This is a genomic window from Kingella sp. (in: b-proteobacteria) (genome assembly GCF_030527935.1).
GTDB lineage: Bacteria > Pseudomonadota > Gammaproteobacteria > Burkholderiales > Neisseriaceae > Kingella_B.
In genome coordinates, this window is sequence record NZ_JAUMZV010000006.1 from 1 (window position 1) to 15030 (window position 15030).

18 protein-coding genes are annotated in these 15030 nt (G+C 55.3%); 11 read left to right on the plus strand and 7 right to left on the minus strand.

What is annotated here, in order from left to right; genetic code table 11:
• Positions 1–290 precede the first annotated feature (290 nt).
• Positions 291–761: a DUF4375 domain-containing protein gene (locus tag Q4A85_RS02905; protein WP_303107668.1), complete on the plus strand. Its 471-nt coding sequence runs from the start codon at positions 291–293 to the stop codon at positions 759–761.
• A gap of 351 nt (positions 762–1112) precedes the next feature.
• Here the strand turns inward: Q4A85_RS02905 and mutY are convergent, their stop codons facing one another.
• The 3 genes from mutY to iscX are packed head-to-tail and all read right to left on the minus strand — an operon-like array spanning position 1113 to position 2508.
• Positions 1113–2168 carry an A/G-specific adenine glycosylase gene (gene mutY, locus Q4A85_RS02910; protein ID WP_303107669.1) on the minus strand — a complete coding sequence of 352 codons (1056 nt, stop codon included), beginning with the start codon at positions 2166–2168 and terminating at the stop codon, positions 1113–1115.
• Between the two features lie 32 nt (positions 2169–2200).
• Positions 2201–2332 (minus strand): hypothetical protein, encoded by a 132-nt coding sequence (locus Q4A85_RS02915; RefSeq protein WP_303107670.1) that lies wholly within the window; start codon positions 2330–2332, stop codon positions 2201–2203.
• Positions 2311–2508, minus strand: coding sequence for a Fe-S cluster assembly protein IscX (gene iscX / locus Q4A85_RS02920; RefSeq protein ID WP_303107671.1), 198 nt, complete (start codon positions 2506–2508; stop codon positions 2311–2313). Before iscX ends, Q4A85_RS02915 begins: the two co-directional genes overlap by 22 nt.
• A 109-nt stretch (positions 2509–2617) precedes the next feature.
• Here iscX and metZ point away from each other — a divergent pair, with 109 nt between their 5' ends.
• The 7 genes from metZ to Q4A85_RS02955 all read left to right on the plus strand — a co-directional run bounded on the left by metZ (position 2618) and on the right by Q4A85_RS02955 (position 9188).
• Positions 2618–3793, plus strand: coding sequence for an O-succinylhomoserine sulfhydrylase (gene metZ / locus Q4A85_RS02925; protein ID WP_303107672.1), 1176 nt, complete (start codon positions 2618–2620; stop codon positions 3791–3793).
• A gap of 189 nt (positions 3794–3982) precedes the next feature.
• Complete coding sequence (locus tag Q4A85_RS02930) at positions 3983–4189, plus strand: DUF2788 domain-containing protein (RefSeq protein ID WP_003794544.1); 207 nt, start codon at positions 3983–3985, stop codon at positions 4187–4189.
• Between the two features lie 112 nt (positions 4190–4301).
• On the plus strand, positions 4302–4847 hold the full coding sequence (locus tag Q4A85_RS02935) for a septation protein A (RefSeq protein ID WP_200521757.1): 546 nt from the start codon (positions 4302–4304) through the stop codon (positions 4845–4847).
• A gap of 2 nt (positions 4848–4849) precedes the next feature.
• Complete coding sequence (locus tag Q4A85_RS02940; protein ID WP_303107673.1) at positions 4850–5140, plus strand: YciI family protein; 291 nt, start codon at positions 4850–4852, stop codon at positions 5138–5140.
• Entirely contained in the window at positions 5140–5409 is a 270-nt protein-coding gene (locus tag Q4A85_RS02945) for a BolA family transcriptional regulator (protein ID WP_303107674.1), read from the plus strand. The genes Q4A85_RS02940 and Q4A85_RS02945 overlap by 1 nt, the downstream gene beginning before the upstream one ends.
• 125 nt (positions 5410–5534) lie before the next feature.
• A complete protein-coding gene (locus Q4A85_RS02950) occupies positions 5535–6413 on the plus strand; it encodes a peptidyl-prolyl cis-trans isomerase (protein ID WP_303107675.1) in 879 nt (292 codons plus the stop codon).
• Between the two features lie 324 nt (positions 6414–6737).
• The gene (locus tag Q4A85_RS02955) at positions 6738–9188 is read left to right on the plus strand and encodes a heavy metal translocating P-type ATPase (RefSeq protein ID WP_303107676.1); all 2451 of its coding nucleotides are present in this window, start codon (positions 6738–6740) and stop codon (positions 9186–9188) included.
• Between the two features lie 181 nt (positions 9189–9369).
• Here the strand turns inward: Q4A85_RS02955 and Q4A85_RS02960 are convergent, their stop codons facing one another.
• Both Q4A85_RS02960 and Q4A85_RS02965 read right to left on the minus strand, forming a co-directional pair.
• Complete coding sequence (locus Q4A85_RS02960; protein ID WP_303107753.1) at positions 9370–10692, minus strand: replication-associated recombination protein A; 1323 nt, start codon at positions 10690–10692, stop codon at positions 9370–9372.
• Positions 10693–10748: 56 nt separating this feature from the next.
• Complete coding sequence (locus tag Q4A85_RS02965) at positions 10749–10880, minus strand: hypothetical protein (protein ID WP_303107677.1); 132 nt, start codon at positions 10878–10880, stop codon at positions 10749–10751.
• Here Q4A85_RS02965 and Q4A85_RS02970 point away from each other — a divergent pair.
• The 3 genes from Q4A85_RS02970 to Q4A85_RS02980 all read left to right on the plus strand — a co-directional run bounded on the left by Q4A85_RS02970 (position 10879) and on the right by Q4A85_RS02980 (position 13619).
• The gene (locus Q4A85_RS02970) at positions 10879–11703 is read left to right on the plus strand and encodes a hypothetical protein (protein ID WP_303107678.1); all 825 of its coding nucleotides are present in this window, start codon (positions 10879–10881) and stop codon (positions 11701–11703) included. The genes Q4A85_RS02965 and Q4A85_RS02970 overlap by 2 nt on opposite strands.
• On the plus strand, positions 11704–13035 hold the full coding sequence (gene murD, locus Q4A85_RS02975; protein WP_303107679.1) for a UDP-N-acetylmuramoyl-L-alanine--D-glutamate ligase: 1332 nt from the start codon (positions 11704–11706) through the stop codon (positions 13033–13035).
• A gap of 137 nt (positions 13036–13172) precedes the next feature.
• Positions 13173–13619 carry an META domain-containing protein gene (locus Q4A85_RS02980; protein WP_303107680.1) on the plus strand — a complete coding sequence of 149 codons (447 nt, stop codon included), beginning with the start codon at positions 13173–13175 and terminating at the stop codon, positions 13617–13619.
• A gap of 75 nt (positions 13620–13694) precedes the next feature.
• On the opposite strand, the gene Q4A85_RS02985 is transcribed toward Q4A85_RS02980, so the two are convergent.
• Positions 13695–14315, minus strand: coding sequence for an L-threonylcarbamoyladenylate synthase (locus tag Q4A85_RS02985; protein ID WP_303107681.1), 621 nt, complete (start codon positions 14313–14315; stop codon positions 13695–13697).
• Positions 14316–14526: 211 nt separating this feature from the next.
• The gene (gene pncC, locus Q4A85_RS02990) at positions 14527–15006 is read right to left on the minus strand and encodes a nicotinamide-nucleotide amidase (protein ID WP_303107682.1); all 480 of its coding nucleotides are present in this window, start codon (positions 15004–15006) and stop codon (positions 14527–14529) included.
• Positions 15007–15030: the final 24 nt, after the last annotated feature.

The window sequence follows — 15030 nt, forward strand, 5'->3', positions numbered from 1 at the left end:
AGGGGAAATTCTAACTTAATGTGAATTTCCTGAGTTATCTAGGACAGCCCCTTAAAAAATCACCTTAAAAACAATTTATTGCATAAAATCAACCAAGATTCGCGCCTACGCGGGAATGACGAAGAATTGACTATTTTTTATGGCGTTTTAGGTTTTGCAAAGGTTTCAGCCTGAAAATAAACACGGCAATATTTGAAAAAGCGTTTTCAGTCTGCCTATCTGTGCTGCATTCTTTTATTGTTTTCAGGCTGCCTAAAAAGTAAAATCTTTGTTTTTTAATAGGATTAGCCATGGAACATGAAATTGCAGCGGCGCAGGTAAATCGTTTGTTTACGCATTGTTTGGAGCAGTTGGAGCAGCATCATGCGACCACTTCGCCGCGTTTATCGGACGCGCAAAATGCGTTGTTGGCGTATTTGCGTTTGGACAAAATTGCGGAAGATGATGGCTTTGCCACGCTGATTGCGCTGGGGCTGGGCGAAGAATTGTTGTGTGGCAATTTGGCGGAACAGCTTGCGGCGTGGGACATTCCGATGCTGCCCGAGATGGTGTTGCAGGCGCGTGGTTTGTATCACGAGCTGGGGGCGGCAATTTTGCTGCATGGCGATGCGGCGACGGTGCGCGAGTCGTTTCCGCAATTTGCCACACTGGATGAGTGGTATTTTATGGAATGCGAAGAGATTTTCCCCAAGGTGTATAACCATGTGCGCGGACATTTTGATGATTTTGTGGGATTGTTGGATTTTCAGGCTGCCTTGTGATGGGGCAATATGGGCACAACGATAGGTGAATTTTTACAAGTTCGTTTTGGGGTTATTTTTGGCACAATATTGCGTGTTTTTTGTAAAGAAAATATTTTTGCCCACAGCTTGACAGTTGATTTTTTATTTTATCTTTTTGATTGTTATGCGTTTTTGCTGTTCTGCTTATTTTTTCAGCAATCTTAACAGAAGCCATGATTTCACAAGGTTTTTTGGCTGTTGCGATGGAATGGGCGGGGGATTTATGCACAGGTTTTGTGGATAATTTTGGGGTGTTGGTTGGATGGTTGCGTTGTGTTTAAACGTTTTCAGGCTGCCTAATGGGATAACCAATAGGCAGCCTGAAAACGTTTACCCCCATTGCGTTGCTAACAATTTTGCCAACGGCTTGGGCATGCCGTATTGCGCGTAGGCTTGTGGGTTTACCCACTCGCCTGCTTCCCCATTGGCTTCGTTGCAGCTTTCGGTTTTCAGGCTGCCTATATTGGCTGTGATGCGGTAGGGGATGATTTCTAGCTGGCGGTGGGTCAAGCGGTGGTGGATGGTGGGCAGCTCGCTGACGTGCTGCAATGGGATGCGGTGTTGCGCGGCAAAGTGTTGTAATTCGGCGAGGCTGTTGAATGTGGGGGCGCACCATAAGCCTGCCCAGATGCCGTTTTGCGGGCGTTTGTGCAGCCAGATGGCGCGGTTGTGCTCAATCAGCAGCCAATAGAGCGTTTGCTGTTGCACGGCGGCGGGGGATTTTTTGCGCGGCAACTCGGCGGTGCGGTTTTGGGCGTGGGCTTGGCAAAGGTTTTGCATTGGGCATTCGGTGCAGCGGGGTTTGCTGCGCGTGCACAGGGTTGCGCCCAAATCCATCAAGCCTTGGGTGTAGGCAGGCATATCGCTGGGGCGGGCGGGCAGCAGGCTTTCGGCGAGTGCCCACAGCTGGCGTTCAAAGGCTTTATTGGCGGGGTCGCCGTCTTGGGCAAACACGCGGCAGAGCACGCGCTTGACGTTGCCGTCTAATATGGCTTCGCGCTGGTGGTAGGCAAAGGCGGCGATGGCGGCGGCGGTGCTGCGCCCTACGCCTTTTAGCGTTTCCAATTGGGCGCGATTGGGCGGGAATGCGCCGCCGTGTTGTTGCACGATTTGCTGCGCGGCGGCGTGTAGATTGCGGGCGCGGCTGTAATAGCCCAGCCCTGCCCACAGGCTTAACACTTGGTCTTGGCTGGCGGCGGCAAGGGCTTGCACGGTGGGAAAAGCGGCAAGAAAGCGCGGGTAGTAATCCAACACGGTGGCAACTTGGGTTTGTTGCAGCATGATTTCGGAGAGCCAAACGCGGTAGGGGTCGCGCGTTTGCCACGGCAGGTTGTTGCGCCCGTGTTGGCGTTGCCATTGGATTAGGCGGGTGGAAAATGGGAGCATGGTGTGGTGGTGTTGGGTGGGTTTCAGGCTGCCTATGTGGTCAGCAAACTGGGCGTGTTGATTGTGCAGTATGGGCTAAACAAATTTTCAGGCTGCCTATATGCATCCCAGTTAGGCAGCCTGAAAACGGTGTCGCCATCGCTTATTCCGCTTCGCTTATCCAAGCCTGTTGCACGGCTTCTAGGATTTTCTCGCCGCAGCGGTTGGTGTCGTCGTCAAAATCGGGCAGGGCGAGAATCAAATCGCGCAGTTGGGTGAAGCGCACGGTGGCGGGGTTGATGCTATCGCCGTGGGTGTCGTATAGCTCTTCGGCGATGCGTTGGATGTCGGTCCATTTCATGATGTGTGTCCTTGTAAACGAGTGTTAAGAGCGCAAATTATAAGCATTGAAAGGCAGCCTGAAAAGGCGCAAAATAGCGACTTTCCTGTTTTTGTAAAAGAATGCAAACATGAGTAACGCCAAACAACTTCATCCGCAAACGCTGGCGATTCGCGGCAGCAAAGAGCAAACCCAGTTCAAAGAGCATCATCAAGCTCTGTTTTTAACCAGCAGTTTTATGTTTGACAGCGCGGAGCAATGCGCCGATGTGTTTGCCAAACGCCAAGCGGGCTACACCTATTCGCGCACCAACAACCCCACCATTGCCGCGTTTCAGCAGCGCGTGGCGATTATGGAAGGCGCGGAAGCAGGCATCGCCACGGCAACGGGCATGAGCGCGATTCAGGCTGCCTTGCTCACTTTTTTGAGCGCGGGCGACCATTTAATCAGCAGCCGCAGCCTGTTTGGCACAACGGCAGGGCTGATTGCCATGCTGCCGCGCTTTGGCATTGAAGTTACGCTGGTTTCGCAAACCGATGTGAACGAATGGCGTAAAGCCATCCGCCCGAATACCAAAATATTTTTCTTGGAAACGCCGTCTAACCCCTTGGGCGAAGTGGCGGATATTGAAGCCTTGTCGCAAATCGCGCATGAAATCAATGCGTTGCTGGTGGTGGATAACTGCTTTTGTTCGCCCGCCGTGCAACAGCCGTTGCGCTTGGGCGCGGATTTGAGCGTGCAATCAGGCACCAAATCCATTGACGGGCAAGGGCGCGTGTTGGGCGGCATTGTGTGCGGCAAGCAGGATTTGATTACGCAAGTGGGGATGTATGTGAACACGATGGGACTGAGCCTGTCGCCGTTTAACGCTTGGATGCTGCTGAGCGGCATGGAAACGCTGATTTTGCGCACCGATGCGGCGGCAGCTTCTGCGCTGAAAATCGCGCAATGGCTGCAACAGCAACCGCAAGTGGGCAAGGTGTATTACTCGGGGCTGCCTGAAAACCCGCAAGCGGCGTTGGTGAAAAAACAGCAAAGCACAGGCGGCACGGTGCTGGCGTTTGAAGTGAAAGGCGACACGGCGGCGGCTTGGAAAGTGGTTGATAAGGTAAACATTTTTTCCAAAACGGCAAACTTTGGCGATGTGCGCTCCACCATCGCGCATCCGTGGACAACCACGCACGGCAGAATGTCGCCCGAAGATAAATTAGCCGCAGGCATCACCGAAGGCTTGCTGCGCTTGTCCATTGGCTTGGAATATGCGGATGATTTGATTGATGATTTGGCGCAGGCATTGGCGGCATAACAAGGCTTAAAGGCAGCCTGAAAATGGGTAATACGGTTTTCAGGCTGCCTTTGTAACCCCTAGCAACAGCCTGCGTAGCCAAATAGGGGCAAAGTTAAAAACAAGAAATGCCGTTAATTAAATGATTTAGGCGTTTTGCAAAGGTTTCAGGCTGCCTTTGCCATCCACACTACACACAAAGGAACAATCATGTCAGAAGAACAATTCGCCCTATGGGGCATGCGGCTCGGCATTGGCGGCTTGGTGATTATGCTCGGCTTCATCGTATGGCAACTGGGCAAAGAATCCAAAGCGGGCAAATGGGGGATGTTTATCCTGTTTTTCGTGCTCGGCTTGGGCGTGATGGGCTTTTTGTTTAAAAACATATTGGTGGAATTTTTCTTGCTTACCGAGTGAGCAAGAATAGACAGCCTGAAAATAGGTTTCATCCCGCCCCAAACCCAACCTTTTACGCCCAAATCCGCTATTTTCGGTTATGATAGCCACCTTTTAACCCACCCCCTGCCACATGAAAGCACTCAGCGATTTCATCGCCATCATCCTATTTTTTGCCACCTACACCGCCACCAAAAACATCATTCTCGCCACCGCCGTTGCCGTGGTAACAGGCGTTGCCCAAGCAGGCTACACCTATTGGAAACACCGCAAGCTAGAACCGACCCAATGGCTCAGCTTTATTTTGGTTGTTGTGTTTGGCGGCTTAACCATCGCGCTGAACGACCGCACCTTCATCATGCTCAAAACCACCATTTTGCCGTGGCTGCTCGCCATCATTATGGTTGCCATGCAACTGCGCGGGCAAAACAGCCTGCGGCTTTTGTTGGGCAAAGAGCTCACCCTGCCCGACCACGTTTGGCACAAGCTGGGCTACGCATGGATAGGCTTTTTCCTGTTTCTTGGCGCGCTCAATCTTGCCATCGCCTACCCGTTTACCGCCGAGCGCGAGCCTGTGTGGATGAACTTTAAACTATGGGGCTATCTGCCCATTTCCATTGCCTTTTCCATTGCGCAAGGCATTTACCTTGTTAAACACCTTCCCAAAGAAAGCGAATAACCATGCTGTTTATGTTCCTAGCCACCGATGCCGAAAACACCAGCGAAGCGCGTGCCGCCGCCCGCCCCGCCCATTTGGAACGCCTAGAAGCGTTGCACCAAGAAAACCGCCTGCTTTGCGCGGGTCCCAACCCGCTGCCCGATAATCCCAACGTGATGTCTGGCAGCTTGATTGTTGCCGATTTTGCCGATTTGGATGCCGCCGAAGCATGGGCAAGCGAAGACCCTTATGTGCACGCGGGCGTGTATGCCGAAATGCTGATTCGCCCCTTTAAACAAGTGTTCCCCAAATAATGCGCGACCAAATAGCCAGCCGACTCGCCCCGCTCGCCCCCGATGTGTACGAGTTTGCTGACGAAAGCCATTTGCACATCGGGCACGCAGGCAACAAAGGCGGCGGGCATTACACCATCGTGGTCGTGAGCAACGCATTTGACGGCATGAACCGCGTTGCCCGCCAACGCCAAGTGCAAAGCCTGCTGGCAGACTTATTTAGCAGCAAGCAAATCCACGCGCTCAGCGTCATCGCGCAAACGCCTGATGAGTATTTTCAGGCTGCCTAATCGTTTCAGGCTGCCTTGTGCAGCAAGCAAAGCGGCATCGCATAGGCAGCCTGAAACCAAGTTCGGCATTGCTAGACTGATTACCCCTTAACCAAACATTCCACCATCCACCGAAAGGAAACTTCATGAAACCCACTCATATCGCCGCCGCCCTATCCGCCGCCCTGCTTTCAGGCAGCCTATTGGCGCAAACCGTGGTAACCGTAAACGGCACCAAAATTGACAGCAGCGAGCTAGACCGCCGCGTGCAAGCCGTGGTTGCCAGCAGCCAAGGGCAAGTGCAAGACAGCCCCGAGCTGCGCCAATTTATCGCGCAGCAAACCGTGGTAGAAACCGTGGTAACCCAAGCCGCCAAAAAACAAGGCTTGGACAAAAGCAAAGAATACAAAGACGTTGAAACCGAAAGCATGAAGCAAGCCAAAGCCCAAGGCGCAGACAAGCAAGCCGACTTCAAACAACAATGGGCGGACTACCAAAACCAGCTTTTGATGCAGGTTTACGCGCGTGATGTCATCAACAAAAACCCCGTAACTGATGCCCAAGTGCAACAGCGTTACAATGAAATCAAACAACGCTACGACAACACCGACGAAGTGCAAATTGGCGAAATCATCAGCAACAACGCCGAGCAAATCAAAGCCGCCGAGCGCGATTTGAAAGCGAAAAAAAGTTTCGCCGAAGTGGCGCGCAAATACAGCATAGACCCCAACATCAAAGCAGGCGGCAGCGTGTTTAGCGACTATATTTCCCTGCGCGATTTGCAAGAAGCCCGCCCCAATATCTACCAAGCCATCGGCAGCCTGAAAAAAGGGCAATACAGCAAACCGATTGCGGGCGACAAATTGCACGCGCTGTATTACATCAACGACAAGCGCAAAATCACCGTTGGCCCGCTGGACAAAATCAAAGAAGGCTTACGCGCCAGCATGAGCAACGAGCTCGTGCAAGAAGCGGTAGGCAATTTGATGCAAAGCGCCAGCATTGTGCCTGCTGCTGGGCAGTAATCCTGATAACAGCCGCTCTGCGTGGGCGGCTGTTTTTTTGAGCAGGTAGCTATGGCGGTTGTGTCATTGTTTTGATTGATGGATTGGGTTTTAGCTTTTTCCAGGCTGCCTTTTAGCTAAACCAGCCGACACCGAACGCAATAGCCTGCATCAGGAACAACAGAACGCGAGTATAGATGCGGTGTGCAACGAGTTGCCCACCCTACCTTTGCTACCTTTGCTTATTTCCCACTTTCAGGCTGCCTTTGATGCCATCTCAACACCAAAGGCAGCCTGAAACAAAATCCAGCATCGCTAAACCATCCCTATCCCCCAACCACCAAAATGCCCCAACCCTGCTTCCATTGCGGACTGCCCGTCCCCGAACACACCCATCTGCCCATTATCTACAACAACCAAGAGCACCCCGCCTGTTGCGTGGGCTGCCAAGCCGTTGCCCAAGGCATTATTGATGCGGGGCTGGGCAGCTACTACAAAAACCGCACCGCCCAAGCCGAAAAAGCCGAGCTGCCGCCTGCTGAAATCATGGCGCAGCTTCAATTGTATGACCTGCCCGAAGTGCAAGCCGAGTTTGTGGAAACGCTGCCTGAAAACCAGCGCGAAGCCACGTTGATGCTGGGTGGCATCACTTGCGCCGCCTGCGTGTGGCTGATTGAGCAGCGGCTGATGCGCCAAGCGGGCATTAGCCAAGTGGAGCTGAATTACAGCACGCAACGCGCGCGCGTGCGCTGGGATGAAACGCGCGTGCAGCTTTCTGCCATTTTGTCGTTGATTCAAAAAACGGGCTACACCGCCGCGCCGTATGACGCGCAAAAAATGGAAGCGCAAACCCAACGCGAGCGCAAAACCATGCTGATTCGCCTTGCCATTGCTGCGTTTGCCAGTATGCAAACCATGATGTTTGCGCTGCCCACTTATTTGTTTGGCGACATTGAGCCGCCCTACCTTGCCATGCTGCATTGGGGCGCGTTTTTTATGGTGCTGCCTGCGATGTTTTACGCGGCGTTGCCGTTTTACCAAGGCGCGTGGCGCGATTTGAAAAACGGGCGCACGGGCATGGACACACCTGTTGCGCTGGCAATTTCGCTCACGTTTATCGCGGGCGTGGGCGCGTTGGCGGTGCAATCGCAGCAAGGCTTGTATTTTGAAAGCATTGCCATGTTTGTGTTCTTTTTGCTGCTGGGACGGTTTATGGAACACAGTGCGCGGCGCAAGGCGGGCGATGCGGCGGAGCGTTTGGTGAAACTGGTGCCTGCGTTTTGCCACCGCTTGCCGCGTTATCCCGATGAACACAGCGAAGAAGCCGCCGTGGTGTCGCTGGCGGTGGGCGATGTGCTGCTGGTGCGCGCGGGCGAAGTCGTGCCTGTGGATGGCGTGGTGTTAAGCGGCGAGAGCGAAATCAACGAAGCGATGCTCACGGGCGAACATCTGCCCGTTGCCAAGTTTTCAGGCTGCCTTGTAACCGCAGGCACACTCAACGTTGCCAGCCCCATCATCATCCGCGCCACCGAAGTGGGCAACCAAACGCGCTTGGCGCATATTGTGAAGCTGTTGGACAAAGCCCTAGCGCAAAAGCCGCGCCTTGCCGAGCTGGCGGAACGCTATGCTTCGGGCTTCACGCTGTCGCTGATTATCATGGCGGTGCCGACTTTTTTGGCGTGGTGGTGGTATGCCGATGCCGCTCGCGCTTTGTGGGTAACCGTGTCGCTGCTGGTGATTACTTGCCCCTGCGCCCTATCGTTGGCCACGCCCGCCGCGCTGGCGGCTTCCACAGGCAAGCTCGCCAGCGAAGGCGTGTTGATTGCGCACGGGCAAGCCCTTGAAAACTTGGCGCAAATCACCGATGCGGTGTTTGACAAAACAGGCACGCTCACCCAAGGCAAGCTGTCCATCAGCCATATTTATGCCTTTGCCAACCGGCAGCTTTACGATGAAACCACGTTTTCAGGCTGCCCCAGCGAACTCATCGCCATCGTCCAAGCCCTAGAACAACAATCCGAACACCCCATCGCGCAAGCCTTTTTCAGGCTGCCTACTGCCACCGAGCTGCTGGTTACGCAGCGGCAAAACCGCGTGGGGCACGGCATTGTTGCCCACATCTTGCAGCAAACATGGGCGATTGGACGCGCCGATTTTGTTGCCCGCATCAACAAACAAAGGCAGCCTGAAAAGCTGCCGAGCAACCTGCCCGCAGGCAGCGTGATTGTGTTGGGCAACGAGCGCGGTTTTCAGGCTGCCTTTATCCTGCGCGATGAAGCCAAGCCCAACGCCGCCGCCACGCTCGCCGAACTGCGCACGCGCGGCATCGCCTGCCATATTTTGAGCGGCGACCACGCCAGCGCGGTGAACCAGCTTGCCGAGCAGCTTGCCATCGCCCACCGCCGCGCCCAAGCCACGCCCGAAGACAAGCTCGCTTATGTGCAAGATTTGCAAGCGCAAGGCAAGCGCGTATTGATGCTGGGCGACGGCATCAACGATGCGCCCGTGCTGGCGGCGGCGAATGTGTCGCTGGCGGTGGCTGGCAGCGCAGACGCTGCCCGCGATGGCGCAGACGTGATTTTGCTGCAAGACGACCTTGCCCTTATCCCGCGCCTGCTGCACCAAGCCCAGCGCACGCGCCGCATCATCCGCCAAAACCTAATCTGGGCAAGCGTGTATAACCTGATTGTGGTGCCGCTGGCGGTGGCAGGCTGGGTAACGCCGTGGCTCGCCGCGATTGGCATGAGCGCGAGTTCGCTGCTGGTGGTGGGCAATGCGCTGCGGTTAAGGAAATGATTTTAGCTTCGCAGAAGCTCGTAAATTCGCTTTCAGGCTGCCTGAATGGTTAAAGGCAGCCTGAAAACCGTGTTGCATGGTTCTAAACGATTTGTTTGCGCAAGATGGATTTCAGGCTGCTTCGCTCATTCGCTCCAAAGGCAGCCTGAAAGCGAATTTACGAGCTTCTGCGAAGCTAAAATCATTTATCTCCATCCCCGCCCTGCTCTGCCGCTTCGTCCAATCCGCGCAGCCAAGCCAGTTTTTCGCCAATCTTAATCTCCAAGCCCCTGTCGGTGGGCTGGTAGAAATCGGGTTCGTCCATATCGTCGGGCATATAGCTTTCGCCTGCGGCGTAGGCGTGCGGCTCGTCGTGGGCGTAGCGGTAGTCGCGCCCGTAGCCAAGTTCTTTCATCAGCTTGGTGGGCGCGTTGCACAGGTGTACGGGAACGGCTGCGCTGCCGTGTTCGCGCACAAACTGGCGCATTTGGTTAAACGCGGTGTAGCCTGCGTTGGACTTCGCCGCCGCCGCCAGATACAGCACCGCCTGCGCCAGCGCCAGCTCGCCTTCGGGGCTGCCCAGCCGCTCGTAGGTTGCTGCTGCGTCGTTGGCGATTTGCATGGCACGGGGGTCGGCAAGCCCGATGTCTTCCCATGCCATGCGCACGATGCGGCGGGCGAGATAGCGCGGGTCTGCGCCGCCGTCCAGCATGCGCGTGAACCAATACAGCGCGGCGTTGGGGTGCGAACCGCGCACGGATTTGTGCAGGGCGGAGATTTGGTTGTAAAACGCTTCGCCGCCTTTATCAAACCGCCGCAGCTGGCTGCCGAGCGTTTGCGCCACCAGCTCGCTGCCGATTTCGGCGATGTTTTGCGTGCGGGCGGCGCGGGTGATTTGTTCCAGCGTGTTGAGCAACCGCCGCGCGTCGCCGTCGGCGTGCTGGATGATGAGCTGCTGCGCTTCGGGTGTGATGCGGGTGCGCTCGTTTTCAGGCAGCCTGAAAACTTTGTCGCACAGCTTGGCGAGTGCTTCGGGCTTGAGCGGTTTGAGCGTATAGACTTGGGCGCGGGAGAGCAGCGCGGCGTTCACTTCAAACGACGGGTTTTCGGTGGTCGCGCCGATAAAGGTTATCAGCCCGCTTTCAACGTGCGGCAAAAAGGCATCCTGCTGGGCTTTGTTGAAACGGTGCACTTCGTCAACAAACAATATCGTGCGCCTGCCGCGCTGCCACGCCATTTCGGCTTGGGTGATGGCTTCGCGGATGTCTTTCACGCCCGAAAACACGGCGGAAATGGGCAGAAACTGCGCGTCAAAACCCTGCGCCACAATCCGCGCCAGCGTGGTTTTGCCAATGCCCGCGCTGCCCCACAAAATCATGGAATGCGGCTCGCCGCTCGCCAGCGCAACGGCCAGCGGCTTGCCCGCGCCGGTTAGATGTTCCTGCCCCAGCACTTCATCCAGCGACTGCGGGCGCAGGCGTTCGGCAAGCGGGGCGGCGGGGGGGTGGGAGAATAAATCAGACATGGTTTCAGGCTGCCTTGCGGTGGAAAGGGGATATTTTAACATTGCGGGCGATGAGGTTAGGCAGCCTGAAAACGTTTGATTACGATGCCTAGCGGTTTCTGTTGGATAGATTGGTTTTCAGGCTGCCTTAGCCTATCCGCATCTGCTAAAATCCCCTTTTCCCAGCAGCCTGAAAGCGAGTTTCTCATGGCAAAAAAATCCGTTTACACCCAAGTCGTTATCGGCATCGCCGTCGTGCTCTTTGGCGCGATGGGCTACGGCGGCTACCGCTTTATCCAAGCCGTTAGCGACAGCGCGGCAGGCATCCAAAACACCGCCTCGCCCGTTGCCACCCTGCCCGAAATCAACCTAGAAGCCTCCGCCACACTGCCGCCCATGCCTGCCAGCGATGAAGCCAGCTCCGTGAGCACAGGCGAAGATGTTGCCATCCAAGCGGGCGATTTTTCCTACACCGCAGGCGAACCCAATATCCGCGTTTCGCTCACCAACAAAGGCAACTTCACCGTTTCCACCGTTTACATCAGCCTCGCACTCTACATCAACGACAGCAAGCAAGCCGTTGCCGAAAGCAAAAGCATTCCCATCACGCTCAACACCCCGCTGGAAGTGGGCGGCACCGTGGTGCTGGGCGTGCCCGCCGATGGCGTAACATGGCGCAGCGAAGCCGTGCAAGCTGCCAAAACGCGCAAAATTCTCGCCCAAATCACAGGCGTGAGCGATGAAGCCCAAAGCGACATTGCCTACTCGCAAAACAGCGCAGGCAAATGGCTCACCCAAGTCGCCAGCCCCGAGCCGCCGCCCGTAGCCAAAGACCCCACGCCCGCCGCGCCGCCCCCGCAGCAGCCTGAAAACGAAGCCAACGAACAAGAACTCACCCCGCAAGAAACTGAATCGCCCGCCCCCGCCAAGCGCAAAAAACCGCGCAGCATCAAAGAAGAGCTGGGCATGGAAGAAATGCCCACAGGCGAAACAGGCATCATTTCCTACGAACACAAAGAAGGCACCAAATAAATGAAGCAGCAAAACATTCTCGTGGCAGGGCTGGGCAGCACAGGGCTTTCCATCCTGCGCTATCTTGCCCACATCGGCGCAAGCCAAGTCGCCGCCTACGATGAACAGCTTACCGCCGAACGCCAAGCCGAACTCGCCGCGCTGTTCCCGCAATTCCCCATCCTTTCAGGCAGCCTGAAATCCGCGTTGGCAGATAAAACCACGCTGATATTAAGCCCTGGTGTGAGCCGTAGGCAGCCTGAAATCCGCGAATTTGAACAACGCGGCGGCAAAGTAACAGGCGACGTTGCCATCCTAGCCGACCTGCTGCGCCATCACCCCGACCAAATCATCGCCATCACCGGCAGCAACGGCAAAACCACCACCACCAGCCTAGTCGGGCATTTATGCCAACAAAGCGGCTTGGATACCGTTATCGCGGGCAACATCGGCACGCCCGTGCTAGACGCATGGCTGCAACGGCAAGGCAAAAGCACGGATGTGTGGGTGCTGGAATTATCCAGCTTTCAACTGGAAACCACGCCCTGCCTTGCCGCCGCAGCCGCCGCCTGTCTCAACATCTCCGAAGACCACCTAGACCGCTACGACGACCTGCTGGACTACGCCCGCAGCAAAGACCAAATCTTCAACGGCTGCCGCGTGCAAATCATCAACGCTGACGACCCATTCTGCCGCGCCATGCACCGCTCCGCGCAGCAAACGCGCCAATTCTCGCTCACACAAGCCACCGATTATTGGCTGGACAGCGTTTCAGGCTGCCTGAAACAACACGACACCGATTTAATGGCGCAAAGCCAAATCCCATTACAAGGCAGCCACAACACCGCCAACGCGCTCGCCGCCATCGCCCTATGCGAAGCCATCGGCATCCCGCGCAGCGAACTGGTGCAACACATCCAAACCTTCCACGGCTTGCCCCACCGCGTAGAAAAAATCGGCGAAAAAGACGGCATTTCCTACATTGACGACAGCAAAGGCACCAACGTGGGCGCAACCGTTGCCGCCATCGCAGGTCTGCCGCAAAAAATCGTGCTGATTGCGGGTGGGCAAGGCAAAGGGCAAGACTTCGCCCCGCTCGCCGCCGTGTTGCAAAATAAAGCCCGCGCCGTGTTCCTAATCGGCGTGGATGCGCCCAAAATCGCCGCCGAACTTGCCGCGCACAACGTGCCGCACCAATTTTGCGACACCCTGCCGCAAGCCGTTGCCGCCGCCCACGCCGCCGCGCACACAGGCGACATCGTGCTGCTTTCCCCCGCCTGCGCCAGCTACGATATGTTCAAAGGCTATGCCCATCGCGCGCAGGTGTTTAAAGAAGCGTTTGAGCGGTTGTAATCCCAAGGCAGCCTGAAAAACCATCCACCGCCTTGCTGGCAGCGTAGTCGCAGGCGTACAATATCCAACACAAAAGCAACAGTTTGTTTCAACCACCGCTTTCAGGTAGCCTGAAAGCATCAATAAGGAGAAAGACAATGTTCAACAAATCCATCGCACTATTCAGCGCAACCATACTGCTCGCCGCGTGCAACAGCGTGGCGCAACCCAAGCCCGCGCAACCGCAATCCGCGCCCGCCCCGCAATCGGCTGCGCCTGCGCCTATCCGCCAAGCATGGCGTTTAACCGAATTGAGCGGCTTTAAAGGCGAAATCCCCGCCAACGCCAAAATGGATTGGACAAAGCTGCCCACCGCCTACGCCTACATGGGCTGCAATCACATGAATTTCCACGCGCAAGCCAGCAAATCAGGCAGCCTGAAACTGGGCGAAATGACATCCACCGTCATGCTGTGCGAAAACAATCAACTGGAAGATGCGTTTACCATCGCCATGAAGCGGGTGTCGCGCTACGAAGTAAACGGGCAAACCTTGATTTTGCACGGCAAAAACGGCGTGCAAATAAAATTCACCCCCGCGCCATAATGCGCATCCACGTATGACAAGGCAGCCTGAAAGCGGTTTATCCACTTTCAGGCTGCCTTTATTCCACCCCCCCCATCATAGCCCAAACAACCCTGCATCCCCCTTGCCCTGCCGCATCAACTCCACGCCATCGGTCATATCAATCACCGTGGTCGGCTCTGTGCCACACCAGCCGCCATCAATCACCAAATCCACCGCGTGTTCCAAGCGGTCGCGGATTTCATACGGGTCGGTCAGTGGCTCATCATCTTCGGGCAACATCAGCGTGCTGCTCAACATCGGCTCGCCCAATTCTTTCAGCAACGCCAGCGCAATCGCATTATCGGGCACGCGCAGCCCAATCGTTTTGCGCTTCGGATGCAGCGTGCGATTGGGTACTTCCTTGGTCGCCTGCAAAATAAACGTGTAGCTACCGGGAGTCGCCGCTTTCAGTTGGCGAAACTGGCTGTTGTCCACCTTGGCATAAGTGCCCAAATCGCTCAAATCCGCGCACATCAGCGTTAAATGATGCTTCAAATTAATCTTGCGAATCGCCAAAATCCGCTCCATCGCCGTTTTATCGCCCAGCGCGCAGCCAATCGCGTAACACGAATCGGTGGGATACACAATCACCCCGCCCTTGCGAATAATCTCCACCGCCTGTTTAATCAACCGCTCTTGCGGGTTTTCGGGATGAATAGCAAAAAATTGAGACATGGTTTATTCCTTTAAAAAATGTTTTCAGGCTGCCTATCGCATCAGGCAGCCTGAAACTTTTGCAAAACCTAAAATGAAATGAGAAATGGTCAATCAGCCGTCATTCCTGCATAGGCGGGAATTTTGGTTAAATTTACGCAATAGTTTGTTACGGCATTTCTTAATTTTTCAGGCTGCTGTTAGGGGTTTTGCAAAGGTTGCAGCCTGAAAATTATTTCGGCGTGGTTTTCAAATAATGCTCCAAAATCGCCAGCGCATACTGCACCGCCTGCTCTCGCACCGCCTTGCGCTCGCCTTTAAAATGATACTGCTTCGCCCAAATACGCTGCTTGGTGGCAAAGCCAAACCACACCGTGCCCACAGGTTTATCCGCTGTGCCGCCATCGGGGCCAGCAATGCCCGAAATGCTCAACGCATAATCGCTTTTTGCCGCAATCAACGCGCTCAACGCCATCTCACGCACCACTTCTTCGCTCACCGCGCCATAATGCCGCAACGTGTCGCTGTTCACATTCACCAACTGCTCTTTGGCTTGGTTGGAATAAGTAATGTATGCGCATTCAAAAAACGCCGAGCTGCCTGCAATGCTGGTTAATTCCGCCGCCAGCAGCCCGCCCGTGCACGATTCGGCACAGGTAATTTTTTGTTTACGCGCAATCAATTCAGCCGCGATGTATTCAAGTCGTGTCATGATGTTCTCGGTTCACAACGCCGT

Bases quoted from the DNA above. Each gene is read 5' to 3' on its own strand.
- Q4A85_RS02905 (WP_303107668.1), top strand. From the start codon at position 291: ATGGAACATGAAATTGCAGCGGCGCAGGTAAATCGTTTGTTTACGCAT.
- mutY (WP_303107669.1), bottom strand. From the start codon at position 2,168: ATGCTCCCATTTTCCACCCGCCTAATCCAATGGCAACGCCAACACGGG.
- iscX (WP_303107671.1), bottom strand. From the start codon at position 2,508: ATGAAATGGACCGACATCCAACGCATCGCCGAAGAGCTATACGACACC.
- metZ (WP_303107672.1), top strand. From the start codon at position 2,618: ATGAGTAACGCCAAACAACTTCATCCGCAAACGCTGGCGATTCGCGGC.
- Q4A85_RS02930 (WP_003794544.1), top strand. From the start codon at position 3,983: ATGTCAGAAGAACAATTCGCCCTATGGGGCATGCGGCTCGGCATTGGC.
- Q4A85_RS02935 (WP_200521757.1), top strand. From the start codon at position 4,302: ATGAAAGCACTCAGCGATTTCATCGCCATCATCCTATTTTTTGCCACC.
- Q4A85_RS02940 (WP_303107673.1), top strand. From the start codon at position 4,850: ATGCTGTTTATGTTCCTAGCCACCGATGCCGAAAACACCAGCGAAGCG.
- Q4A85_RS02945 (WP_303107674.1), top strand. From the start codon at position 5,140: ATGCGCGACCAAATAGCCAGCCGACTCGCCCCGCTCGCCCCCGATGTG.
- Q4A85_RS02950 (WP_303107675.1), top strand. From the start codon at position 5,535: ATGAAACCCACTCATATCGCCGCCGCCCTATCCGCCGCCCTGCTTTCA.
- Q4A85_RS02955 (WP_303107676.1), top strand. From the start codon at position 6,738: ATGCCCCAACCCTGCTTCCATTGCGGACTGCCCGTCCCCGAACACACC.
- Q4A85_RS02960 (WP_303107753.1), bottom strand. From the start codon at position 10,692: ATGTCTGATTTATTCTCCCACCCCCCCGCCGCCCCGCTTGCCGAACGC.
- Q4A85_RS02970 (WP_303107678.1), top strand. From the start codon at position 10,879: ATGGCAAAAAAATCCGTTTACACCCAAGTCGTTATCGGCATCGCCGTC.
- Q4A85_RS02965 (WP_303107677.1), bottom strand. From the start codon at position 10,880: ATGAGAAACTCGCTTTCAGGCTGCTGGGAAAAGGGGATTTTAGCAGAT.
- murD (WP_303107679.1), top strand. From the start codon at position 11,704: ATGAAGCAGCAAAACATTCTCGTGGCAGGGCTGGGCAGCACAGGGCTT.
- Q4A85_RS02980 (WP_303107680.1), top strand. From the start codon at position 13,173: ATGTTCAACAAATCCATCGCACTATTCAGCGCAACCATACTGCTCGCC.
- Q4A85_RS02985 (WP_303107681.1), bottom strand. From the start codon at position 14,315: ATGTCTCAATTTTTTGCTATTCATCCCGAAAACCCGCAAGAGCGGTTG.
- pncC (WP_303107682.1), bottom strand. From the start codon at position 15,006: ATGACACGACTTGAATACATCGCGGCTGAATTGATTGCGCGTAAACAA.